At 73.3% G+C, this 23,153-nt stretch carries 16 protein-coding genes and 1 pseudogene; 9 read left to right on the top strand and 8 right to left on the bottom strand.

Translation table 11 applies throughout. The annotated features are described in order from the left end of the window. Nucleotides 1–6: 6 nt before the first annotated feature. Nucleotides 7–2,937 (bottom strand): FAD-binding and (Fe-S)-binding domain-containing protein, encoded by a 2,931-nt coding sequence (locus AB0399_RS01215; protein WP_366409848.1) that lies wholly within the window; start codon nt 2,935–2,937, stop codon nt 7–9. Between the two features lie 156 nt (nt 2,938–3,093). Here AB0399_RS01215 and serC point away from each other — a divergent pair, with 156 nt between their 5' ends. Beyond that, the gene (gene serC, locus AB0399_RS01210) at nt 3,094–4,212 is read left to right on the top strand and encodes a phosphoserine transaminase (protein ID WP_366409847.1); all 1,119 of its coding nucleotides are present in this window, start codon (nt 3,094–3,096) and stop codon (nt 4,210–4,212) included. An 87-nt stretch (nt 4,213–4,299) separates the two neighbouring features. On the opposite strand, the gene AB0399_RS01205 is transcribed toward serC, so the two are convergent. Then, nucleotides 4,300–5,355, bottom strand: coding sequence for a hypothetical protein (locus AB0399_RS01205; RefSeq protein WP_366409846.1), 1,056 nt, complete (start codon nt 5,353–5,355; stop codon nt 4,300–4,302). 88 nt (nt 5,356–5,443) lie between these two features. Here AB0399_RS01205 and AB0399_RS01200 point away from each other — a divergent pair, with 88 nt between their 5' ends. Then, nucleotides 5,444–6,439, top strand: a complete 996-nt coding sequence (locus AB0399_RS01200) for an aldo/keto reductase (protein WP_329368261.1) — start codon at nt 5,444–5,446, stop codon at nt 6,437–6,439. Between the two features lie 171 nt (nt 6,440–6,610). On the opposite strand, the gene thpR is transcribed toward AB0399_RS01200, so the two are convergent. From thpR to AB0399_RS01185, 3 genes and pseudogenes are all read right to left on the bottom strand, one after another. Then, nucleotides 6,611–7,222: an RNA 2',3'-cyclic phosphodiesterase gene (gene thpR / locus AB0399_RS01195; RefSeq protein WP_366409845.1), complete on the bottom strand. Its 612-nt coding sequence runs from the start codon at nt 7,220–7,222 to the stop codon at nt 6,611–6,613. Nucleotides 7,223–7,494: 272 nt separating this feature from the next. Beyond that, nucleotides 7,495–8,841, bottom strand: a pseudogene (locus tag AB0399_RS01190) (MFS transporter); the annotation flags it as partial. 70 nt (nt 8,842–8,911) lie between these two features. Then, the gene (locus tag AB0399_RS01185) at nt 8,912–9,289 is read right to left on the bottom strand and encodes a MarR family transcriptional regulator (protein WP_328474191.1); all 378 of its coding nucleotides are present in this window, start codon (nt 9,287–9,289) and stop codon (nt 8,912–8,914) included. A 217-nt stretch (nt 9,290–9,506) separates the two neighbouring features. Between AB0399_RS01185 and AB0399_RS01180 the strand changes: the two genes are divergently transcribed. Then, entirely contained in the window at nt 9,507–9,803 is a 297-nt protein-coding gene (locus AB0399_RS01180; protein ID WP_366409844.1) for a hypothetical protein, read from the top strand. Here the strand turns inward: AB0399_RS01180 and AB0399_RS01175 are convergent. Beyond that, on the bottom strand, nt 9,773–11,227 hold the full coding sequence (locus AB0399_RS01175; RefSeq protein ID WP_328465137.1) for an NCS2 family permease: 1,455 nt from the start codon (nt 11,225–11,227) through the stop codon (nt 9,773–9,775). The two genes, AB0399_RS01180 and AB0399_RS01175, sit on opposite strands and share 31 nt — an antisense overlap. 183 nt (nt 11,228–11,410) lie before the next feature. Here AB0399_RS01175 and AB0399_RS01170 point away from each other — a divergent pair, with 183 nt between their 5' ends. Then, nucleotides 11,411–11,749 carry a DUF2530 domain-containing protein gene (locus AB0399_RS01170; RefSeq protein ID WP_366409843.1) on the top strand — a complete coding sequence of 113 codons (339 nt, stop codon included), beginning with the start codon at nt 11,411–11,413 and terminating at the stop codon, nt 11,747–11,749. Between the two features lie 37 nt (nt 11,750–11,786). Further along, nucleotides 11,787–14,177: an HAD-IC family P-type ATPase gene (locus tag AB0399_RS01165; protein ID WP_366409842.1), complete on the top strand. Its 2,391-nt coding sequence runs from the start codon at nt 11,787–11,789 to the stop codon at nt 14,175–14,177. 142 nt (nt 14,178–14,319) lie between these two features. On the opposite strand, the gene AB0399_RS01160 is transcribed toward AB0399_RS01165, so the two are convergent. Both AB0399_RS01160 and AB0399_RS01155 read right to left on the bottom strand, forming a co-directional pair. After that, nucleotides 14,320–17,658 carry a molecular chaperone Hsp90 gene (locus tag AB0399_RS01160; RefSeq protein ID WP_366409841.1) on the bottom strand — a complete coding sequence of 1,113 codons (3,339 nt, stop codon included), beginning with the start codon at nt 17,656–17,658 and terminating at the stop codon, nt 14,320–14,322. Between the two features lie 359 nt (nt 17,659–18,017). Continuing rightward, entirely contained in the window at nt 18,018–18,941 is a 924-nt protein-coding gene (locus tag AB0399_RS01155) for a DUF3027 domain-containing protein (RefSeq protein ID WP_366409840.1), read from the bottom strand. A gap of 327 nt (nt 18,942–19,268) precedes the next feature. On the opposite strand from AB0399_RS01155, the gene AB0399_RS01150 reads away from it, so the two are divergent. The 4 genes from AB0399_RS01150 (at nt 19,269) to AB0399_RS01135 (ending at nt 23,065) form a co-directional block, all read left to right on the top strand. After that, on the top strand, nt 19,269–20,579 hold the full coding sequence (locus AB0399_RS01150) for an MFS transporter (protein ID WP_329374212.1): 1,311 nt from the start codon (nt 19,269–19,271) through the stop codon (nt 20,577–20,579). Nucleotides 20,580–20,767: 188 nt separating this feature from the next. Continuing rightward, nucleotides 20,768–21,259 (top strand): hypothetical protein, encoded by a 492-nt coding sequence (locus AB0399_RS01145; RefSeq protein WP_329368248.1) that lies wholly within the window; start codon nt 20,768–20,770, stop codon nt 21,257–21,259. 143 nt (nt 21,260–21,402) lie between these two features. Next, nucleotides 21,403–22,158, top strand: a complete 756-nt coding sequence (locus AB0399_RS01140) for a futalosine hydrolase (protein ID WP_366409839.1) — start codon at nt 21,403–21,405, stop codon at nt 22,156–22,158. After that, nucleotides 22,151–23,065 carry a 1,4-dihydroxy-6-naphthoate synthase gene (locus AB0399_RS01135; protein ID WP_366409838.1) on the top strand — a complete coding sequence of 305 codons (915 nt, stop codon included), beginning with the start codon at nt 22,151–22,153 and terminating at the stop codon, nt 23,063–23,065. Before AB0399_RS01140 ends, AB0399_RS01135 begins: the two co-directional genes overlap by 8 nt. Nucleotides 23,066–23,153 lie beyond the last annotated feature (88 nt).

Genomic DNA, 23,153 nt, shown 5'->3' with positions numbered 1-23,153 from the left:
CGGGTGTCAGGGACGGGTCTCCGGAGGCAGCGCGTCGGCGAGGAGTTCCGCGAGGTGGCGGGCCTCGACGCCGGCGAGTTGGGCGATCTGGGTGCGGCAGGAGAACCCGTCCGCGAGGACGGCGGTGCCGGGGCCGGCCGACCGGACCGCGGGCAGCAGCGCTTCCTCCGCGCAGGCCACCGAGACCTCGTAGTGGCCTTCCTCGAAGCCGAAGTTGCCGGCCAGACCGCAGCAGCCGCCGACCATGGCGCCGGTCAGTCCGGCCCGCTCGCGCAGCCTGCGGTCGGCCGCGTCACCGAGCACGGCGTGCTGGTGGCAGTGCGTCTGGCCGGTGACGGCCCGATCCAGCCGCGGCGGCTCCCAGTTCGGCGCGTACTCCTCCAGTGCTTCCGCGAAGGTGCGCACGGACGCGGCGAGGCGGTGGGCGCGCGGGTCGTCGGCGCCGAGGAGTTCGGGCAGGTCGGCGCGGAGCGCGGCGGCGCAGCTCGGTTCGAGGACGACCAGCGGCAGACCGGCGTCGAGGAGCGGTGCGAGCCGGTCGAGGGTGCGGCGCATGACGGCCTTGGCGCGGGTGAGTTGGCCGGTGGACACCCAGGTCAGGCCGCAGCAGACCGGCGCGTCGGGAATCCGCACCCGCAGCCCCGCGGCCCGCAGCACGCGGACCGCGGCCCGGCCGACCTCGGGCGCGAGGTGGTCGGTGAACGTGTCCGGCCACAGGACGACGGCGGGGCCCGCGGGCGGGACCCGGGTGTCCGCGGAGGGCTCGGTCCGGACGGTACCGGCCGCTCCGCGGAGCTCGGCGGGGCCGCCGGGAGGCCCGTCGGTTAGCCCGTCCGTGTCGGACCCATGCCACCATCGAGTGAATGTCTCGGACGCGAGTTCGGGCATTTTCCGCTCGGCGGCGACTCCCGCGAGGCGCTTCGCGAGCCAGCTCGTTGACCGCGCCCTGCCAAGGAGATTGAGCGGCCCGGCAAACGGCGCGGCCCACCGCAACCACACCGGGAGCCATCCCATCGCGTAGTGCGAGCGCGGCCTCAGCCGCCCCCGGTAGTGGCGGTGCAGGAACTCCGCTTTGTACGTGGCCATGTCGACTTCGACCGGGCAGTCACTGCGACAGCCCTTGCAGGACAAGCAAAGATCGAGCGCGTCGCGCACTTCCGTGGAGCGCCAGCCGTCCTCGATCAGCTCGCCGGCGAGCATTTCGTGCAGCAGCCGGGCCCGGCCGCGCGTGGAGTGGCGCTCCTCTCCGGTCGCCCGGAATGACGGGCACATGACGTCGGAACCGCCCTCCGGAAGCGTCGCCGTACGGCATTTTCCGACGCCGACACAGCGCCGGACCGCGGCCGGAAAATCATCTCCATCACCTGTTCGCGTGAATTCCATGGCGACCCTCCGGTCATTCGAAGGGGGTAGCACCGAGAACCGCAGATTGCTGACACTTGTCGCGGGACGCACGAGCATCCCCGGATTCATCCCGGCGTCGGGGTCCCAGAGGTCCTTGAAAACTGCAAAGAGAGCGATCAACTCCGGGCCGTACATCTTCGGCAGGAACTCGGCGCGCGCCTGCCCGTCGCCGTGTTCGCCGGAGAGCGAGCCGCCGTGCGAGACGACCAGGTCCGCGGCGGCCTCGGAGAAGCGACGGAAGCGCACGACCCCGGCCTTGTCCACCAGGTCGAAGTCGATGCGCGCGTGGACGCAGCCGTCGCCGAAGTGGCCGTAGGGCGTGCCGCGCAGCCCGTGTTCGGCCAGCAGGGCGCGGAAGTCCCGCAGATACGCGCCCAGTCGGGCCGGAGGCACCGCGCAGTCCTCCCAGCCCGGCCACGCCTCGGTGCCGTCGGGCATCCGGGTGGCAGTGCCGGCGGCGTCCTCCCTGATCCGCCACAGGGAGCGCTGCCGGACCGGGTCGGCCACCAGGGCATGACCGGTCATGCCCTCGGCCGCGCCGCACAACTCCCGCGCGTGGGCCAGCGCGTCGTCCGGGTCGTCGCCGCCGACCTCGACGAAGAGCCAGGCCCCGCCGCGCGGCAGGGTCCGGCCGGCCTCCCCGACCAGGTCTGCGGCCATCCCCTCCACCGTCAACGGGCCGTGCGGCAGCAGGAGATGCGCGGCGTCCGCGGCGGCGGACTCGTCGGGGTAGCCGAGGACGGCGAGCACACGGGCGGCCGGGGCCCGGACCAGCCGCACCGTCGCCTCGGTGAGCACCCCGAGGGTGCCCTCGCTCCCGGTGAAGGCCCGGGCCGCGTCGCGGCCGTGCTCGGGCAGCAGCCGGTCGAGGGCGTAGCCGGAGATCCGGCGGGGCAGTTGCGGGAATCCGGTACGCAGCAGCGCCAGGTGCTCGTCGGCCAGGGTCCGCAGGCCGTCGCGCAGCCGGGGCGGCGCGTCGGCGGTGAGGGCGCCGTCGAGCCGGACCCGCTCGCTCCGGTAGGTGAGCACGTCCAGTGCGCGCACGTTGTCGGCGGTGGTGCCCCAGGCCACCGAGTGCGCCCCGCAGGCGTTGTTGCCGATCATGCCGCCCAGGGTGCAGCGGCTGTGGGTGGACGGATCGGGGCCGAAGGTGAGTCCGTGCCGGCCGGCCGCGGCCCGCAGATCGTCCAGCACCACACCCGGCTGCACGCGGGCGGTGCCCGCGTCGGGGTCCAGCGCGAGGACCCGGTTCATGTGACGGGTGAAGTCCAGCACGACGCCGGTGCCGGTGGCCTGCCCGGCGATGGAGGTGCCCCCGCCGCGCGGCACCACCGGCAGGCCGTGTTCGCGGCACACCGCCAGTGCCGCGGCCACGTCGTCGGCGTCCCGGGGCGCGACCACCGCCAGCGGCACCCGGCGGTAGTTGGACGCGTCCATCGTCATCAGCGCGCGTGTACCGGCGTCGCAGGCGACCTCGCCGCGTACCGCCGCGCGCAGTGCCCGCTCGGCCCCGGGGGGCATGGCAACCGTCATGGGTCCAGCTTGCCGCGCTGCGGCCCGCCGGGTGTGCGCGGCGATCCGGCGGGGCGTAACGGCGCCCCCGTCCGCCGCTATCACAGGTGGGCGACGCACCGTCTCATCGGATGGAACGCCGGCGGCAACCCGCCCGTAACGGACTACGCTGCGGACGTGGCCGATATTGAGATCCCCGCTGACATCAAGCCCGCCGACGGACGGTTCGGGTCGGGCCCCTCCAAGGTGCGGACGCAGGCGCTCGACGCGCTGGCCGCCACCGGGACGTCCCTGCTGGGCACCTCTCACCGCCAAGCGCCGGTGAAGAACCTGGTCGGGCAGGTCCGGGACGGCGTGCGCGCGCTGTTCTCGCTCCCTGAAGGCTACGAAGTGGTGCTCGGCAACGGCGGGTCCACCGCCTTCTGGGACGTCGCCACTCACGGGCTGATCAGCGCGAAGTCGCAGCACCTGTCGTTCGGCGAGTTCTCCTCGAAGTTCGCGAAGGCGTCCCTCCAGGCGCCGTGGCTGGCGGACCCGACGGTCGTGAAGTCCGAGCCGGGCACCCACCCGGAGCCGGTGGCGGAGGCGGGCGTCGACGTGTACGCCCTGACCCACAACGAGACGTCCACGGGCGTCGCGGCGCCGATCCGCCGGGTCGCGGGCGCGGACGACGACGCGCTCGTCGTGGTGGACGCCACCTCCGGTGCGGGCGGCCTGCCGGTCGACATCACCGAGACCGACGTGTACTACTTCGCGCCGCAGAAGTCCTTCGCGGCCGACGGCGGCCTGTGGCTGGCGGTGTTCTCGCCGGCCGCCCTGGAGCGCGCCGCGTCGATCGCGGAGTCGGGACGGCACATCCCCGCGTTCTTCGACCTGCCGACCGCGATCGACAACTCGCTGAAGAACCAGACGTACAACACCCCCGCGCTGTCCACGCTGTTCCTGCTCAAGGAGCAGCTCGAGTGGATCAACGGCCAGGGCGGTCTGGACTGGGCGGTCAAGCGCACTGCCGACTCCTCCTCGCGGCTGTACGGCTGGGCGGAGAAGGCGTCGTACGCGACGCCGTTCGTGGCCGACCCGGCGCAGCGTTCCCAGGTCGTCGGCACCATCGACTTCGAGGACGGCATCGACGCCGCCGCGGTGGCGAAGGTGCTGCGGGCCAACGGCATCGTGGACACCGAGCCCTACCGCAAGCTGGGCCGCAACCAGCTGCGGATCGCGATGTTCCCGGCCGTCGAGCCGTCCGACGTCGAGGCGCTCACCGCGTGCGTCGACTACGTCATCGAGCAGCTCTGACCGCTGCGGTGACCTGCTGATCCGTCCCGGGGCCGCCGCACGGCGGGCGGCCCCGTCGGCGGCACGCCGACGAGGTATGACGGAGTGTCAGTCCCGCCTGCGGCGCAGGCGCCCCAGCCTGCGCAGGCCGTACCCGGCGGCGGCGATCACGGCGAGCAGGACGAAACCGACCGTCCTCCCGCCGGAGTTCTCGGCCTTCTTGGCGCCGGTGCCGGCAGTGGGACGCGGCGACGGGCTGCCCCCGAGCGAGCCGGTCGCGGTCGGGGAGGCGTCCGTCCGCGCGGTGGCGCCGGCGGACTGTGCGACGTCGTCGGGCAGTTCCTCGCCACCGAGCATCGCCTTCCACACCTTGCTGTCCTTCCCCTCGCTGCCGTACAGCAGCGAGCGTCCGTCGCGGGTGAAGGTGACGGACTCGCCCTGGGGCTGTATCGGCACGGTGAGGGAGTCGATCCTGTGCGGCCGGCCGTCGGCCCAGCGGTAGACGGCGGACCAGAGGTACCCGCGCAGCACCAGGCGGCTGCCGTCCGGGGAGAAGGCGCCGTCGGTCACCCAGGGGACATCGCCGATCCGGTGGAAGACGTTCACTCCGCGGGCGCTCAGTGCGGCGGGGCCCTCGTAGAGGTGACCGCCCTTCTGGTTCTTGCTGGCGAGGTAGACCCGGCCGGTGGTGGGCTGCACCATCAGCGCCTCGGCGTCGCGGGGGCCGTCCTCGTACCGGACGGTGAAGCGGGTGACGTCGACGGTCCGGCTGGTCAGGTCGCGCGGTTCGGGGAAGCGGTAGATCCACACCTCGGGCCAGGAGTTGAGGTTGTCGCCGGTGTCCGCGACGTACAGGTCGCCGTCGGGGCCCAGCGAGATCGCCTCCACGTCGCGGGCGTGGACCCCGCGCATGGTGAGGGTGGCGACGGTCTTCCCGGTGGCCGCGTCGACGCCGTAGACGTAGGGCCCGTCGCCGCTGTCGTTGTGCGTCCAGTACACCCCCGGGTGCAGCCGGCTGGCGGCGAGGCCGCTGGACTCGGTGATCCGCGGGTCGCTGATCCGGAAGGCCACCGCCGGCCCGCTGTCGGCGCTCGCGGGCACGGCCCAGGCGCAGCTCAGGACGACGACGGCACCGGCGGCGGCGGCCGGCAGGTACGTACGCATGGGCCAAGCGTGCCATCCGGTCACAGAGGGTCCCGCGGCCGAGTGCCCCTCTTGATTCGAGCGCACTCCAAGAGCTTGGCTTGAGGCTATGGAGTACACACAGCTCGGACGTTCCGGCCTCAAGGTCAGCCGCCTGGTTCTCGGCACGATGAACTTCGGTCCGCAGACCGACGAGGCGGACAGCCACGCCATCATGGACTCGGCTCTCGCCGCCGGGATCAACTACTTCGACACCGCCAACGTCTACGGCTGGGGCGCGGACAAGGGCCGCACCGAGGAGATCATCGGCAGCTGGTTCGCGCAGGGCGGCGGCCGCCGGGACAAGGTCGTGCTGGCCACCAAGGTCTACGGCAACATGGCGGCCGAGGACGCCGACTGGCCCAACTACGACCGGCTCTCCGCGCTGAACATCCGCCGCGCGGTGGAGGCCAGCCTCAAGCGGCTCGGCACCGACTACATCGACATCTACCAGTTCCACCACGTGGACCGGAACACGCCGTGGGAGGAGATCTGGCAGGCGATCGACGTCCTGGTGCAGCAGGGCAAGATCCTCTACGCCGGGTCCAGCAACTTCGCCGGCTGGCACATCGCCCAGGCCAACGAAGCAGCGGCCCGGCGCAACTCGCTCGGCCTGGTCAGTGAGCAGTGCCTGTACAACCTGGCGGTGCGGGACGCGGAGATGGAGGTCATCCCCTCCGCGCAGCACTACGGCCTCGGGGTGATCCCGTGGTCGCCGCTGCACGGCGGCCTGCTCGGCGGGGCGCTGCGCAAGCAGCGCGAGGGCGGCGGGGCGCGCTCCACCGCGGGCCGCAGCGCGGACGCCCTGAAGTCGCCGCAGCAGCGCGACCAGATCCAGGCGTACGAGGACCTCTGCGACAAGCACGGCGTCGACCCCGGCGACGTGGGCCTGGCGTGGCTGCTGACCCGGCCGGGCGTGACCGGGCCGATCGTGGGTCCGCGGGTGCAGGCGCAGCTCGACTCGGCGCTGCGGGCCGTGGAGTTGGAGCTGTCGGAGGAGTTCCTGGCGTCCCTGGACGAGATCTTCCCCGGCCCCGGGCCGTCCCCGGAGTCCTTCGCCTGGTAGCCCTGACGGCGAAGGAAGCGGGCGCGCGGGCGGCGCTCGCGGACTCGCCCCAGGAGTGTGCGTGGGCCGCCGGGGTCAGTGGACCGCGGCGGCCACGACCACCACCGCCAGCATCAGGACGAAGGCGGCGGTCATCACACGGGTACGGGTCTTGGGGTCCACGCTTCGAGGTTAGCCGTCCGTGGGAGCCGGTCCGCCGCCCGGGCCCGGGGTACGGCCGAGCGGCCAGGTGGCCACGGTGTCGTAGCGGGGCTGCTCGCCCGGTACGCCGGAGCTCGGAAGGACGCTGGCGACCAGGGCTAGGGTGCCGACGGTCCAGGGCGAGCCGCGGAAGGCGGCCAGGGCGTCCGCGAAGGGCCGCAGCGGCACCGTGGTGGAGCGCGGGACACGGGCGATCGTCAGGTGGGCGCGGAAGGCGTGCCGCTCGGCGTCGTGGGGCACCCCGGCGCGGCGGCCCGCGGCCTGGACCGACGCGGCGAGGTGGGACAGGGCCGGCAGGTCGCCCTCGGCGCCGATCCACAGGGCGCTGCCGCCGAAGTGGCCGCCGCCGGCGAGCCGCAGGGTGAGCGGATCGTGCCGGCGGGCGGCGCGGGCGAGACGTTCGTCGAGTTCGGGACGTACGCCGTCGGGCACCTCACCGAGGAAGGCGAGGGTGAGGTGCCAGCCCCCGGCGACGGTCCACCGCAGGTCCTGGGCGCCGGGCAGGCGCCGCAGGGGTGCGAGCGCGGCGGTGAGTTCGGCCACCGCGGCGGCGGGCGGCAGGACCGCCGTGAAGAGCCTCACGCCGCGGAGGTCAGCCGGTTGCCGGACGGGCTCGGGTCCGTGCCGGGCGTGCCCTGGTCGCCGGCGCCTCGCTCGCCGGCGCCTCGCTCGGGGGCGCCTCGCTCGGGGGCGCCTCGCTCCGAGGAGCCCGGCGTCGAGGTGCTCTGCCCGGGGGCGTCTTCGGCACCGGCACTGGCACTGGCAGCGCGCGCCGGGTCGGAGCCCGCCGGGTCGTCCGGCGCCGGACCCGCCGTCGCGGTGCCCGCCTCGGCCGGCACATCGGGGAGCGGTTCCCGGGGCACGAAGGCGATCAGCGGGCGGCTCTTGTCGCGGCCGGCCCGCAGGTTCACCCGCAGCCTCAGTCCACCGGCCCGGGCGAGCACCAGCCCGACACCGGCCGCGCCGGCGGCGGAGACCAGACCGCCGGACAGGAAGCCGATCCTGGCGCCGAAGGTGTCGGTGACCCAGCCCATGACCGGGCCGCCGATCGGGGTGCCGCCCACGAAGACCATCATGTACAGGCTCATCACCCGGCCGCGCATGACCGGGTCGGTGGCGAGCTGGACAGTGGCGTTCGCGGTGGTGTTGAAGGTGAGGCCGAACACGCCGATCGGCACCAGGAGGATGGCGAAGAGCCAGAAGGCCGGGGCGACCGAGGCCACCATCTCCAGCAGGCCGAAGAGCAGGGCGGCGGCGACCAGCATCCGCAGCCGGGTGCGGGTGCGGCGCGCGGCGAGCAGTGCGCCGATCAGGGAGCCGGCGGCCATCAGGGTGTTGAACAGGCCGTAGGTGCCGGCGCCCGCGTTGAACACCTTGTTGGCGAAGGCGGACAGCCAGATCGGGAAGTTGAAGCCGAAGGTGCCGATGAAGCCGACCAGCACGATCGGCCAAATCAGCTCCGGCTTGCCCGCCACGTAGCGCAGGCCCTCGCGGAGCTGGCCCTTGCCGCGGGGAGCACGTTCGATCTTGTGCAGCTCGGAGGTGCGCATCAGCAGCAGGCCGGTGAGCGGGGCGAGGAAGGACAGGCCGTTGATGAGGAAGGCCCAGCCGCTGCCCACGGCGGTGATCAGCACACCGGCGACGGCGGGGCCGACGAGGCGGGCGGCCTGGAAGTTCGCGGCGTTGAGGGAGACGGCGTTGCGGACCACGTCGGGGCCGACCATCTCCACCACGAAGGTCTGCCGGGTGGGGTTGTCGACGACGGTGACCATGCCGAGCAGGAAGGCGATGGCGTAGACGTGCCACACCTGGACGACGCCGGACAGGGTGAGGGTGGCGAGCAGCAGACCGAGCAGGCCGAGGGCGAGCTGGGTGGCCAGCAGGATCTTGCGCTTCGGGTAGCGGTCGGCGATGACGCCGCCGTACAGGCCGAACAGCAGCATCGGCAGGAACTGCAGCGCGGTGGTGATGCCCACCGCGAAGGACGAGCCGGTGATGCTCAGCACCAGCCAGTCCTGGGCGATCCGCGACATCCAGGTGCCGGTGTTGGATATCACGGCGCCGGTCGCGAAGAGCCGGTAGTTGCGGATCTTGAGGGAGCTGAAAGTGCCCGTCTTAGCGGCGGGACGGTCAGGTTCGGTTGCGGTATCTGGTCCGGCTGCCGAACTCAATCGGTACTCGCCTGCCCTTCCTTGGGTCATTCGAGCGCGGCGGGCCCTTGAGGGCACGCCGCGCAGGCGGTCACGCGCGGGTCGCGCGGTGACCTGCGGTTCACAGGTGTGCCAACTTCTCCAGGACGGGGGCGGCCTGGCGCAGGATCGCCAGCTCCTCGTCGGTGAGTCCTTCGGCCAGCTCGGAGAGCCAGGCGTTCCGCTTGTCGCGGCTCTCGGCGAGCATCGCCTCGGCCTGCGAGGTGCGGCTCACCACCACCTGGCGCCGGTCGTCGGGATGCGGCTCCCGGCGGACCAGCCCCTTGCCCTCCAGCATCGCCACGATGCGGGTCATCGACGGCGGCTGCACATGTTCCTTGCGGGCCAGCTCCCCGGGGGTGGCGGAGCCGCAGCGGGCCAGGGTGGCCAGCACCGACATCTCGGTGGGGCTCAGCGACTCGTCGACACGCTGGTGGCGCAGCCGGCGCGACAGCCGCATCACCGCGCCCCGCACTTCGCTCACCGCGGCGCGGTCGTCCTCGGACAGTTCGGTCACGGTCGTTAGCCTAGCTCATTACTTTGGCTAAGTACACCTGCGTGCGAATGATGCCCGTCACTCACGGCCCGAACCCCGCAGCTCCCGCAACTCACCCGTACGGGTGAGATTCGCGCCGAAAGCGACACGCGCGGCCGCGCTGTGCGGCGACGGTGGTCGCATGGCATCGAGAGTGCTCAGCCTCCGGATAGACGCAGAGCTGTGGGACCGGATCAATGACCATGCCGCCCGACGCGGAATGAGCGCCCAGGACTACGTGGTCCGGACGCTCATTCGCGACGACTTCGACGAACGCTTCAAGACGGCGGTCGAGGAGACCGACCGCTTCTACGCCGCCGCACCCCGGCCCGGGCAGGAACCACCCGCCGGGCCGGGCCCCGCCGCCCGCGACCCGGCGGCACGGCGGACCCGCTCCCAGGGCCGGCCTCAGACCAGGCCGAGCGCGGGCATCAGGTAGTAGAAGGTGAAGACCGCGGCCACCGCGTACAGCGCGATCGGCACCTCGCGCCACCGGCCGGCCACGGTGCGCAGCAGGCAGAAGGTGATGAAGCCGATGCCGATGCCGTTGGTGATGGAGTAGGTGAACGGCATCAGCACCATGGTCAGGAACGCCGGCACCGCGATGGTGAAGTCGCTCCAGTCGATCTCCCGGATCGAGCCGGACAGGATCAGGAAGCCGACGGCGACCAGCGCGGGGGTGGCGGCCTGCGCCGGCACCATCTCCGCGAGTGGCGCCAGGAAGAGCGCGAACACGAACATCAGGCCGGTCACGACGCTGGCCAGACCGGTCCTGGCGCCCTCGCCGACGCCGGCCGTCGACTCCACGAAGCAGGTGTTCGCCGAGGAGGAGGTCGCGCCGCCCGCGGCGGTGGCGATGCCGTCGATCATCAGCACCTTGCTCATGCCGGGCAGGTCGCCCTTCTTGTCCAGCAGCCCGGCCTCGTCGCTGACGCCCAGGATCGTGCCCATGGCGTCGAAGAAGCAGGACAGCAGCACCGTGAAGACGAACAGGATGCCGGTGAGCACGCCGACCTGGTGAAAGCCGCCGAAGAGGCTGACCTTGCCGACCAGGCCGAAGTCGGGGGTGGCCACCGGGTTGCCGGGCCACTTGGGGACGGTCAGTCCCCAGCTCGCGGCGGGCACGTCGGCGATCAGGTCGACCACCACTGCGAGCACCGTCATCGAGACGATCGAGATCAGGATGGCGCCGGAGACCTTGCGGATGATCAGCGACAGCGTCAGCAGGGTGCCGAGCACGAAGATCAGCACCGGCCAGCCGGTGAGGTGGCCGTTGCCGCCGAGCTGCAGCGGCACCGTGGTGTGGGCGGCGTCCGGGATGCGGGTGACGAAGCCGGAGTCGACCAGCCCGATCAGCAGGATGAACAGGCCGATGCCGATCGCGATGCCCTTGCGCAGGCCCAGCGGCACCGCGCTCATCACCCGTTCCCGCAGGCCGGTCGCCACCAGCAGCATGATCGCCAGGCCAGCCAGGACCACCATGCCCATCGCGTCGGCCCAGCTCATCCGGGGCGCGAGCTGGAGGGCGACCACCGTGTTGACGCCGAGACCGGCGGCGAGCGCGACCGGCACGTTGCCGATCACGCCCATCAGCAGGGTGGTGAAGGCCGCGGTCACGGCGGTGGCGGTGACGAGCTGCCCGCCCTGGAGGTGGTGGTGGAACTTGTCGGTGCCCGATCCCAGGATGATCGGGTTCAACACGATGATGTACGCCATCGCGAAGAACGTGGCCAGCCCGCCGCGGATCTCCCGGGGGATGGAGGAGCCACGCTCGGAGATGCGGAAGTAGCGGTCCAGGCCGGTGGCGGGCGGGGTACCGATGGGCGGGCGCGCGTCGACCGGAGCGGGGGCCGTGGGGGACATGCGGGTCCTCAGGGTGCTTTTATCGCCACGGATTGGGCGATCATACGAGTGTTTTCGGTCAACCAGTGACCGTTTCAGTATGAACAAACAGGAAACCGGACGCTATCTCCGCGCGTAGAAGCCCATGGACTCGGGCCGACCCCGCCCGCCCCCGCCCCCTGCCGGGCCGCATACGATGACCCCATGAGCAAGGAGCGGACCCCTCTGCGCGAGGCCCCCGAGCCCCTGGAGGCCAACGACGTCGCGACGATCACGGTGGGCGTGATCGTCTGGTTCGTGCTCTTCTTCGTGCAGCTGCCCTTCTACGGCTGGTACTCCGACCACGGGCACACCTGGTTCATCTGGACCTGCCTGGCCGGCGGCGCCTGCGGGCTGCTGGGCCTGATGTACGTACGGGCCCGGCGCGACGCCATCGCCAGGGCGCGGGCCGCGGGCCCCGGTGCCCCCGCCTCCCCCGACGCCTCCGGCCAGGCCCCGGCCGCATCGGACACCACCGACCCGGAGAAGCCGCAACACGGGTGAACGGGTGGAAGCCGGGCCCGCCACGTACCGTCGAGCCATGACGGAACGTACGGACCCCGGCATCGCACCCGCCCGCGAGCCCGGGCTGAGCAGCGCCGAGGTGGCGCGGCGGGTGGAGCGGGGCGAGGTCAACGACGTTCCGGTGCGTTCGTCCAGGTCGGTCAGCGAGATCGTCAGGGCCAACGTCTTCACCCGGTTCAACGCGATCATCGGCGGGCTCTTCCTGGTGATCCTGGTGGTCGGGCCGATCCAGGACGGCCTGTTCGGATTCGTGATCGTGGCGAACACCGCGATCGGCATCTTCCAGGAGCTGCGCGCCAAGCACACCCTCGACAGCCTCGCGGTGATCGGCGAGGCCAAGCCGATGGTGCGCAGGGACGGCACGGCCGCGGAGATCGGCACCTCGCAGATCGTGCTCGGCGACCTGATCGAGTTGAGCCCCGGCGACAAGGTCGTGGTGGACGGCCGGCTCGCCGAGGCGGACGGCCTGGAGATCGACGAGTCGCTGCTGACCGGCGAGGCCGACCCGGTGCTCAAGCACGCGGGCGACGAGGTGCGGTCCGGCAGCTTCGTGGTCGCCGGCGGCGGGGCCTTCACCGCCACCAAGGTCGGCCGGGAGGCGTACGCGGCGCAACTGGCGGACGAGGCGTCCCGCTTCACCCTCGTCAACTCCGAACTGCGCAACGGCATCAGCCGCATCCTCAAGTGGGTGACCTGGATGATGGCGCCGACCGCGATCGGCCTGATCATCAGCCAGTTCACGGTGGAGGACCACAACTGGCGCGAGGCGGTGCGCCGTACGGTCGGCGGCATCACCCCGATGGTGCCCGAGGGCCTGGTGCTGCTCACCTCGGTGGCGTTCGCGATCGGCGTGGTCCGGCTGGGCCGACGCCAGTGCCTGGTGCAGGAGTTGCCCGCGATCGAGGGCCTGGCCCGGGTGGACGTGGTCTGCCTGGACAAGACCGGCACCCTCACCGAGGGCGGCATGGACGTCACCGAGCTGCGGATGCTCGACGGCGCCGACGAGGAGCACACCGGCCGGGTGCTGGCCGCCCTCGGCCGGTCCGACCCGCACCCCAACGCCAGCCTCCAGGCGATCATCGACGCCTACCCGCCGGAGTCCGCCGAGGACTGGCGGGGCACCGGCACCCTGCCGTTCAGCTCGGCCCGCAAGTACAGCGGCGCCGCCTTCACCGAGCCCGACGGCACCACCAGCCGCTGGCTGCTCGGCGCGCCCGACGTGCTGCTGCCCGAGGGGCACGAGGCACTGGCCGAGGTGGACCGGCTGAACGACGAGGGACTTCGGGTGCTGCTGCTGTCCCGCACCGACCGGGAGCTGGACGACCCGCTCGCCGCCCAGGCGGTCGTCCCGACGGCCCTGGTGGTCCTGGAGCAGCGGCTGCGACCCGACGCGGCCGACACCCTGCGGTACTTCGCCGAGCAGGACGTGCACGCCAAGGTGATCTCCGGCGACAACGCGGTGTCCGTCGGCGCGGTCGCCGCGAAGCTCGGGCTGCCCGGCGCCCAGCGGCCGGTCGACGCCCGGCGGCTGCCGGCCGGCCGCGAGGAGATGGCCCAGGTGCTGGACGAGGGCGCCGTCTTCGGCCGGGTCACCCCGCAGCAGAAGCGGGACATGGTCGGCGCGCTGCAGTCCCGCGGGCACAACGTGGCGATGACCGGCGACGGCGTCAACGACGTGCTCGCCCTCAAGGACGCGGACATCGGCGTCTCGATGGGCTCCGGGTCCGAGGCCACCCGCGCGGTCGCCCAGATCGTGCTGCTCGACAACAGCTTCTCCACGCTGCCCTACGTGGTCGCGGAGGGGCGGCGGGTGATCGGCAACATCACCCGGGTCGCCACGCTGTTCCTCACCAAGACGGTGTTCTCGGTGCTGCTGGCGCTGCTGGTGGTGTTCTGGCAGATCCCGTACCCGTTCCTGCCGCGGCACCTGACGCTGCTGTCGACGCTGACCATCGGGGTGCCGGCGTTCTTCCTGGCGCTCGCGCCGAACAAGGAGCGGGCCCGGCCGAACTTCGTCCGCCGGGTGATGCGCTACGCCACCCCGGCCGGCGTGATCTGCGGCCTCACGGCCTTCGCCACGTACCTGTTCGCCCGCCACCACTACTCCGGCGCCGGCGCGTTGGACGCGCAGACCAGCGCGGCGACGCTGACGCTGTTCCTGATGGAGGTGTGGGTGCTGGCGATCGTCGCCCGCCCCTACACCTGGTGGCGGGTCGCGCTGGTGTTCGCGATGGTGCTGGGCTTCCTGGTGGTGCTGGTCGTGCCGTGGCTACAGCGGTTCTTCGCGCTGAAGCTCATCGGAGACGAGGTGCCGTGGTCGGCGGTCGGCATCGCCGCGGCCGGCGGGGTGGTGCTGGAGTTCTGCTGGGCGTGGGTCCGCCGCCGGGACACCCGCGCCCAAGCCTGAACACCCGGCCGCCTGAACACCCGTACGTCCGTGACGGCGCCGGGGCCGTACGGGTCGCGGCGCCGTCACGGACGTACGGGTCGCGGCGCCGTCACGAAAGCACGGGCGTCGGCGGCCGTGCGGCGGTGGCGGCTGCTGCGGCCTAGTCGAACCAGCGGGCCCGGGCCAGTTCCTCGGTACGGGTCGGGTCCTCCAGCAGCGCGGCCAGCTCGAAGCGGCGCTCCCAGTGGCCCGCCGCCCAGGCCAGCCCGGCCGCGACACCTTCCACGGTGGCGCCGTGCAGCACCCCGTCCACCCAGCGCCAGTCGACCTCGACGTCGCCGGTGAGCAGCAGCTCCTCGTGCTCGACGTAGCCGGTCGGAGCGCCGGGCAGCAGGTCGTGCACGGCGGGCAGGACGTCGTGCGGCTCGCCGTCCGAGATCACCGCCGCCTCGACCGCCTCGCTCAGCCGGCGGACCTGGAACAGCTCGGCCAACTCGGCGGCCAGCCGCGGCGGTACGGGCAGCAGCGGCAGCCCGCCGGCCAGCGGCAGCAGGTCGGGCGCGTCGGCGACGAGCGCGTCGGCGGCATCCACCACCACGACCTCGCCGTCCCGCACCGCCCGCAACTCGTCCGGCAGGGTGACCTGTTCGGGGTCGAGCTCGGCCAACGCGGCATACAGAACGTGGAGTTGCGCCGCGGTGACGGGGCGGTCGGCGTCGGCGAGGCGGGTGAGCAGCTCGGCGCCGCCACCCGGTTCGGCGAGCAGCGCGTCGACCGTGGTGCGCACGCCGAGCGCGCGCAGCACCTGCGCGTCCACGGCCGTGTCGGTCTCGGCCTCGTCGTAGAGCCCGGCCAGCAGCCGGTCGCCGCCGGCGGCGCGCAGGCCGACCGGGCGCCGACCGCCCAGCACCGGGTGATCGCGCAACCACCAGGCCGCGTAAGGCCGTACGGACTCGGTGGTGCCGTCCGGCAGCAGGACCCGGACCTGTGCCGTCACCGCGTCGCGCAGCGGCGGCCGGGAGAGCAGCGCGAGCGCCTGCGGCCAGGCGTCGTCGTCCACCAGGTCGAGGTCGCGGACGCCGATCACCTCGGTGGCGACCGGTGGCACGTCGGCCTCCGGAAGCTGGTCGAGGACGTCCTCGCACCACACGTCGACGGCGTCGAGCAGCCCGACGTCGTCGGGTTCCGCCCAGTCGGTGTCACGCGGGTCGAGGTCGTCGGGGTCGAGCACCACGTCCTCGGCGCGGACCAGCGCGAAGGTGGCGAGCACGCCCACTGCGGTGAGCGGCTGTTCGCCCCAGCGGTCGGCCAGGTCGGCGTCCACGGCGGCGAGTTCGCCTTCGCGCAGCACGGACTCCAGCGGGCTGCCGGGCAGCACCAGCTCGCCCGCGGGGGCCAGTTCGCCGTCCTCGTCGGGCAGCGCGAGCCCGGCCAGCCACGGCTCGTCACCGGGCGAGAGGCCCGCGTCCCGGGCCAGTGCGAGCACCGCGTCGGCCAACTCCTCCGCGTCCAGGCCCGTTTCGTCGTCCCAGGCGACCCGGTCGTCGTCGAGGGAGGCGGCCACCGCGGCCCGCACCTGCGGGCTGGTCAGGATCGCGCGCGGTGTGGCGGGGGCGGCGCCCAGCTTCTCCAGCAGCGGGTGGGCGGCGTCCGCGTGGGCGACCCGCAGGCCGAGCCGGGCGAGCACCGCCGGGTCCACACCGCCGGCGCGCTCGCCGGAGCCGGAGCCGGAACCCGAACCGTAGCCGGAGCCGGAGCCGGAACCGGAGCCGTCGAAGTCGCCCACGCCGTAAGCGTCTTCGCCCCGGCCCGAACCGCCGGCGGCGTCCTCGTCGCCGCCACCGGGCACCGGCAGCAGCACCTGACGCGGGCCGACCACCGTACGGCCGTCGGCGAGCGGGACGGGCAGGCCGCTGAGCACGTCGGGGTCGGTGCCGGCGAGGGCGTCGTAGAGCCGCCACCACCAGTCGGCGGGGCGTTCGGCACCCGCCAGCCGGTCCACCACGTCGGCGAGCGAGAGCCGGGGGACGCCCAACTGGCGCAGCGCGGGACGCCGTTCGAGACTCGCGGGCAGCAGCGTGGGCAGTACTTCGGCGAGCACCCGGACCGCCTCGGCGGTGGCGCCCTCCACGATCTCGGCCTCCACCGGCCGCAGCGCGTGCCCCTCCCCCGCGAGCCGGCCGCCGTCGTCCCAGGCGTCCGGGTCCGGCGCGGGGCCGCCCGCCTCGGGCGCGGCCGCACCGGCCTCCACGGCGCGCGGCAGGAACGGGGTCCGCGGCAGCGCGTCCAGGACCCGGCGGCGCAGTTCGGCGTCCAGGCCGCCCTTGCCGAGCGGTCCGGGCACCAGGTCCACCACGCCGGCGCCGGTCGGCCGCCACCCCGCGAGCAGCCGCACGTACGACTCCGCGGCGCGGTCCAGCAGGAAGTCGGTGAGCGGTCCGGGCGCGGTGTGCCGCCGGGTCGGGTCGAGCGGGAAGGTGGCCAGCAGCAGCGCGGGCAGGCCGAGCGGCTCGTCGGTCGGGGTGGGGGCGTGCACGACGCCCGCGGTACGCGGCGCGGCCGGGGCGCCCTCGGGGTCCACCGGCACCGCCCACGTCACCGACCAGACCGGGCGCAGGCGTTCCTCCACCGGGCGGTCCGCGAGCAGTTCGGGGGTCAGCTCGCCGCCACTCGCGTCGACCCGCCAGCGGGCGGGCGCGTCGCGGGAGCTGTCCTCGATCAGCACGTCACCGCCGTCGAGTTGACGCCGGGTCAACGTCCGTACGCCCGATGGCGTGTCGATGACGACCTCGGCCAGACCGGGCAGCGCGAGCAGCAACGCGTCGTCCACGGCGGCGAGCAGACGGTTCGTCAGATCCTCGGCGGAGCCGTCCCGCAGCGGCAGCACCACGACGGTGTCGTACGGGTCCGGGGCGCTGCCCTCGGCGGGGAACGGCAGCCGCAGCAGCGGGACATGGCCGTCGCGGCGGCGCAACTCCTCGACCAGGTCGGGGATGTCGGCGGTGAGCGCGCGGGCCTCGCCGAGCGACCAGCGCACTCCGCCGCTGCGGCTGAGCACGGCGGGCTCGTCGCTGACCGCGAGGACCGCGGCGAAGCCGATGCCGAAGCGGCCGACGACCGCCTCCGCGGCGTCGTCCCGCTTGGCGGAGGCGCGCAGCGTGGACAGCGACTCGACGGCGGCCGGGTCCAGCGGGGCGCCGGTGTTGGCGGCGGCGAGGCAGGCGAAGGAGGAACCGGTGCCGTCGGCGGCGCCGGGGTCGGCGTCGTGCAGGGTGAGCCGGAGCCGTCCGGGGACGCCGGCGCGGGTCGCGGCATCGGCGGCGTTCTGGGCGAGTTCCACGATCAGCCGGTCGCGGTGACCGCCGAGCGCGAGGTCCTCCTCGGCGTTGGCGTCCTCGCGGAACCGCGCGGCGGACGCGGACCACGCGGTCAGCACGGCCTGGCGCAGGGAAGCGGTACGGAAGGGGTCCGGCTGGCCTTCCGGGGTCGTGCGGATCACGCCTGGGCGGGTCACTTGGACCTTTCGTCATGCACTGTGCGCTTCGGGTTCCGGCCGCTCCGGGCCCCTTTCAGCCCGACCGTACTCCACTGCGTCCCATGGGTGCTCCGACCCCCTGAAGTGGTCGGTTCTGTCCACCAGGGCCCGAACGGTCCGTTCCGGTCCGCCCGAGCCGTCCGTCCGCCAGGGCTTCCCCGGGGCCGCGCCTGGGGCAGTGCGCGGGCAGCACTCAGGACCGCGCTCAGGACCGCGCTCAGGACCGCGCCTGAGGGTCTCCCCCACGCGTCCCTACGCCGCCCCGTCCGCCGTCGCCGGCTCGGCCCGCTCCGCGGCGGGCAGGGCCCCTCAGGCAGTGGCCCTCAGGGGGTCTCGTCGTCGTCGAGGTCGTCGAGGACCATGGGCGCGGGCTCGGGCGTCTTGGGCATCACGGCGGCCTCGGAGTGGCCGCCGCAGCCGTACGCGAGGGAGACGAGGTTGCCGTCGGCCGGGGAGTACTCGTTCGCGCAGATGCCGAACGCCTGCCCGAGGGAGCCGCCGATCGGCACGAGGAAGCCGCAGCTCACGCAGTTCGCGGGCGCGGCCTGGGCCATCGCCGTCTTCGGGCCGAACTGCTCCTCCCAGCGGTCGGCGGCGGTGTGCAGTCCGTACCGGGACAGCACCCGGGGCCGGCCGAGGCCGAGCTGGCGCGCGACCGAGCGGATCTCGGCGATGCTCGGGACCCCGGTGACCACGTCACCGGCCGTCGACGCTCCGGACCCCGGCGCGGTCACTCCGGCCGCTCCGGCCCCACCGGACGCTTCGCCCTTGGCGGCCCCACCGGCCTCCCCGGCCTCCGCCGCCTCGACGGCCTCCTCGATCTCCACGGCCCCCGCGACATCCGCCGCCGCCGACACCGCCGCGGCGCCGTCCCCGGTCCATCCCGGTTCGAGCCGCAGGTCGTCCGCCTCGGTGGGCAGCAGGTCGCCCGGGCCCATGTCGCCCGGCCGCAGCCGTTCGCTCCAGGGCACCCACTCGGGTGCCAGTACGGAATCCGGACCGGGCAGCAGCACCGTTTCGTCGATCGTCACCGCCTTCGCGCGGGACGCCCGGGTGAGGGTGGTCGCCCACCGCCAGCCCCGGTAGGCGGGCTCGGTGCAGGCGAACAGATGGGTGACCACGCGGTCGCCCTCGGCGACGACGCCGAGGTGCTCGCCGACCGATGCCGCGCCCACCGCCTCCCTCGTCACGGCCAGCGCGACATCGACCGCCTCGGCGCACAGGCGATCAGGGGTACGGCTTCGCATCGCAGGACTCACAGAAATCGTTTCTCTCTCTACGCCGTCTCACGTGTGCGCTCGCGGGCGGGCGGACCCGAGGCGCGATGAACCTCGGCGGAGCGGACCGACGGACCGCTTCAACGCCTGAGTTCACCGCTTCCCCGGCCCTGCCCGAGCGTCATCGGGCGCACCTGTTGTCACCCATTCTGCGCGATCGCACGCTACCGGTGCGCACCATGCGCGCAAAGGAGGGGGTGCGCCGTCTTCCAATTGGGGCAGGATTGCGTCGTGGCACGAACCGTGACCGCGGGCCCAGGGCCCGCACGCAGGGCCGGGCGCGCCCTCGCGAGCGGCGTGGGGCGGTCGGCGGGAGCGCTGCGCCGTCGTATCCGGCGCACGACACACGCGGGCGGTGCGGGCGAGTCGGGCCTGGCGAAACTGATCGAGTTGCACGCGGTCAACTCGGCCGGCGACATGATGATCACCGTCGCGCTCGCCAGCACCGTGTTCTTCTCGGTCCCCAGCGGCGAGGCCCGCAACCGCGTGGGGCTCTACCTGCTGATCACGATGGCGCCGTTCGCCCTGCTCGCGCCGGTGGTCGGCCCACTGCTGGACCGCCTTCAGCACGGCCGCCGGGCCGCGATGGCGATGTCCATGGTGGCCCGCGCGGTGCTCGCCTGGATGATGGCCGGGATGGTCTCGCACGCCGGCCTGGGGCTGTATCCGGCGGCGCTGGGCAGCCTGGTCGGCTCCAAGGCGTACGGGGTGGTGCGCAGCGCGGTGGTGCCGCGGCTGCTGCCGGATCGCACCACCCTGGTCAAGGCGAATTCCCGGGTCACCCTCTCGGGTCTGCTGGCCACCACGGTGGCGGCGCCGGTCGGCGCGGGGTTGCACAAGATCGGCCCGCAGTGGCCGCTGTACGGGGCCTTCGCGATCTTCATGTGCGGCGCGGTGCTGTGCATGGCGCTGCCGAACAAGGTGGACTCCGCCCGCGGCGAGCGCAGGGCCAGGCTGACCGCCGACGAGGAGGCGCCGGCGGAGCCGTCCGGCGTCCCGGGCCGCAAGCCGGGTCTGCTGGGTGTCGGTTCGTCGGTGCTGCACGCGTTGCAGGGCAACTGCGGGCTGCGCGCGCTGTCCGGCTTCCTGACGATGTTCCTGGCGTTCATGCTGCGCGAGCATCCGATCGGCGGGCTGTCGCCGGAGTTGTCGCTGGGGGTGGCGGTTGTCGCGGCCGGCGCGGGCAACGCGCTGGGCACCGCGCTGGGCGCCTGGCTCAAGGCCCGTGGCCCCGAGGTGATCATCGCGACGGCACTGGTGTGCGCGCTGTCGGTGGCGTCCGTGGCGGCGGGCTGGTTCGGCCTGATCACGGTGGCCGCGGTGACCGCGGTCGCGGGCATCGCGCAGGCGCTGTCGAAGCTGTCGCTGGACGCGCTGATCCAGCGCGACGTACCGGAGGCGGTCCGTACGTCGGCCTTCGCCCGCTCCGAGACGGTGCTCCAGCTGTCCTGGGTGGTCGGCGGCGGCATCGGCATCGTGCTGCCGCTGAACGGCTCGCTGGGCATGGCGACGGCGGCCTGCCTGGTGCTGGCGGCGTTCCTGGTCGCGGTGCGCGGGCTGCTGGGCGCCGCCCGGCGCGGCTCGTCGACGAAGGCCCGCGTCGCCTGACGGCACCGCTCGCCGACGAAGGCCCCCGTCGCCTGACGGCACCGCTCGCCGACCAAGGCCCCCGTCGCCTGAGGGCGCGCCGTCCGCACAACTCCCGGCGGCCGCCCGGCCCGCGCCACCGGCCCGATCTCGGGGGACACGGCCTACCCGCGCGCGGAGTGGAGGCGACCGCCCGGTAGCCTCCTGCCATGAGCATTCGCCGCGCCGCCACCGCCCTCGGTGCCATCTCCCTCGGGTTGATCTCCCTCACCGCCTGCACGAAGCCGACCGCCGAGGCGACGGTGACCGTGGGCAGCAAGTCAGTGATGGCGTCGGCGAGCAAGGCCTGCTACGCCAAGGGCGCGCTGCTGCCGCAGGCGATCTTCGCCAAGTGCCTCCAGGCGAAGCCGACCCACCACATCACCGTCCCGGTCGGCGACCAGGTACGGATCGGCGTGGACCCCTCGATCGGCGACAAGGGCTGGCTGATCGTGCAGAACACCTCGCTCGCCAACGACGAGGTGCTCAAGAACAAGACCTACTTCACGGTGGACAGCGCGGAGCTGTTCCACGTGCAGGACCCGCAGACCGGCCAGACCACCCCGGTGGACAGCGTGACGCTGAACATCGTGGAGTCCGCGGACACCAGCGGCGCCAAGGTCACCCGGGTGATCTCCTTCGAGCTGCGGCGCGACCACTGAGCGACCACTGAACGCCGGCTGAGCGGCAACCGAGCGACGGCTGAGGCCCGCTGCTCAGCCACCGCTGAGCGGCAAGTGAACGACGGCTGAGCGACGGTCGGCCGCGCCCCGGTCCGTCGCCGTACGGATGGGCGGTTGAACGGATGAGCGGTACGACAGCGCCCGCGAACCGCCTGCTGGTGGTGACTGCGGTGGCCGCCGAGCGCGACGCGGCAGCCGCGGGCCTGGCCGCGGTCCTCCCCCCGGGCGCCGTGACCACGGGCGCCCCCGATCCCGCCACGGCCCCCGGCTCCGGGCCCGCGCCCGCACTCCGCGCCACCGTCCTGGCCGGCGGCGTCGGCCCCGGCGCCGCTGCCGCCGCCACCGCGACCGCGCTGGCCCGGGCGGAGGCGGCCGGGCAGCCGTACGACCTGGTGCTCAGTGCGGGCATCGCCGGCGGCTTCGCGCCCACCGCACCGGTCGGCTCGGTGGCCGTGGCGAGCGCGATCACGGCGGCGGACCTCGGCGCGCAGACGCCCGACGGCTTCGTGCCGGTCGCCGAGTTGGGCTTCGGCACCTCCCGCCACCTCCCGCCACCGGAGCTGAGCCGGGCGGTGGCCGACGGCCTCGCGGCGGCGTACGGGCCGGTGCTGACGGTGTCCACGGTGACCGGCAGCGCCGAGCGGGCGGCCGAACTGGCGGGCCGTCACCCGGGCGCGGTGGCGGAGGCGATGGAGGGTTTCGGAGTGGCCGAGGCGGCCGCGGCGGCGGACCTGCCGGTGCTGGAGATCCGTACGGTGTCCAACGCCGTCGGTCCCCGCGACCGGGCCGCCTGGCGGATCGGGGAGGCGCTGGCGGCCCTGACGGCCGCGTTCGGGAAGCTGCCGGCCGTACTGGGAGTTGAGGCACATCATGGGTGACGAGCAGAAGACAGAGCAGCAGCGGCCGGATCAGCGGGCCGGACAGGACGGGTCGGCCGAACGGGAGTCGGCGTTGCGCATCGCGTACTCCCCGTGCCCGAACGACACCTTCGTCTTCCACGCCTGGGCGCACGGCCTGGTCGATCAGGCCCCGCCGCTGGACGTGTCGTTCGCCGACATCGACATCACCAACGGCATGGCGGAGCGCGGCGAGTTCGACATCCTGAAGGTGTCGTACGCGGTGCTGCCGTGGGTGCTGGAGGAGTACGCGCTGCTGCCCTGCGGCGGGGCGCTCGGCCGGGGGTGCGGGCCGCTGGTGCTGACGAAGGAGGCCGGCACCGACCTGGCGGGGAAGACGGTCGCGGTGCCGAGCGAGCGGTCGACGGCGTACCTGCTCTTCCGGCTGTGGGCGGCGGCCGAGGTGAGCGGCGGCGTCGGGAAGATCGTGGTGCTGCCGTTCCACGAGATCATGCCCGCGGTGCGGGACGGCCGGGTGGACGCGGGCCTGGTGATCCACGAGGCGCGCTTCACGTACCAGAACTACGGCCTGCACAAGCTCGCGGACATGGGCGAGCACTGGGAGGCCACCACCGGGCTGCCGATCCCGCTGGGCGCGATCATCGCCAAGCGGTCGCTGGGCGGCGAGCGGCTGCGCGCGCTGGCCGATGCGGCGCGGGCGTCGGTGCGGCGCGCCTGGGACGAGCCCGAGCTGTCCCGGGAGTACGTCCTCGCGCACTCCCAGGAGATGGACCCCGCGGTCGCCGACCAGCACATCGCGCTGTACGTCAACGAGTTCACCGCCGACCTCGGCGAGGACGGCTACGCGGCGGTGCGCGGGTTGCTCACCCGGGCCGCGGCCGAGGGTCTGGTGCCGCCGCTGCCGGCCGGCGCGCTGGCTTTCGGATAACCGGCGGATTTGTGACGGATGTGACCTGAATTACCGCACCGGGCTTTACCGGAATCCACGGTTCCGGTAAAGCCCGGTTAAAAGAGGC

The sequence above is a fragment of the Streptomyces sp. NPDC088194 genome (assembly GCF_040702025.1).
In the GTDB taxonomy this organism is placed as follows: domain Bacteria; phylum Actinomycetota; class Actinomycetes; order Streptomycetales; family Streptomycetaceae; genus Actinacidiphila.
The sequence above is the reverse complement of the archived record's forward strand: the minus strand, read 5'-3'. Positions and strand labels throughout refer to the sequence as shown.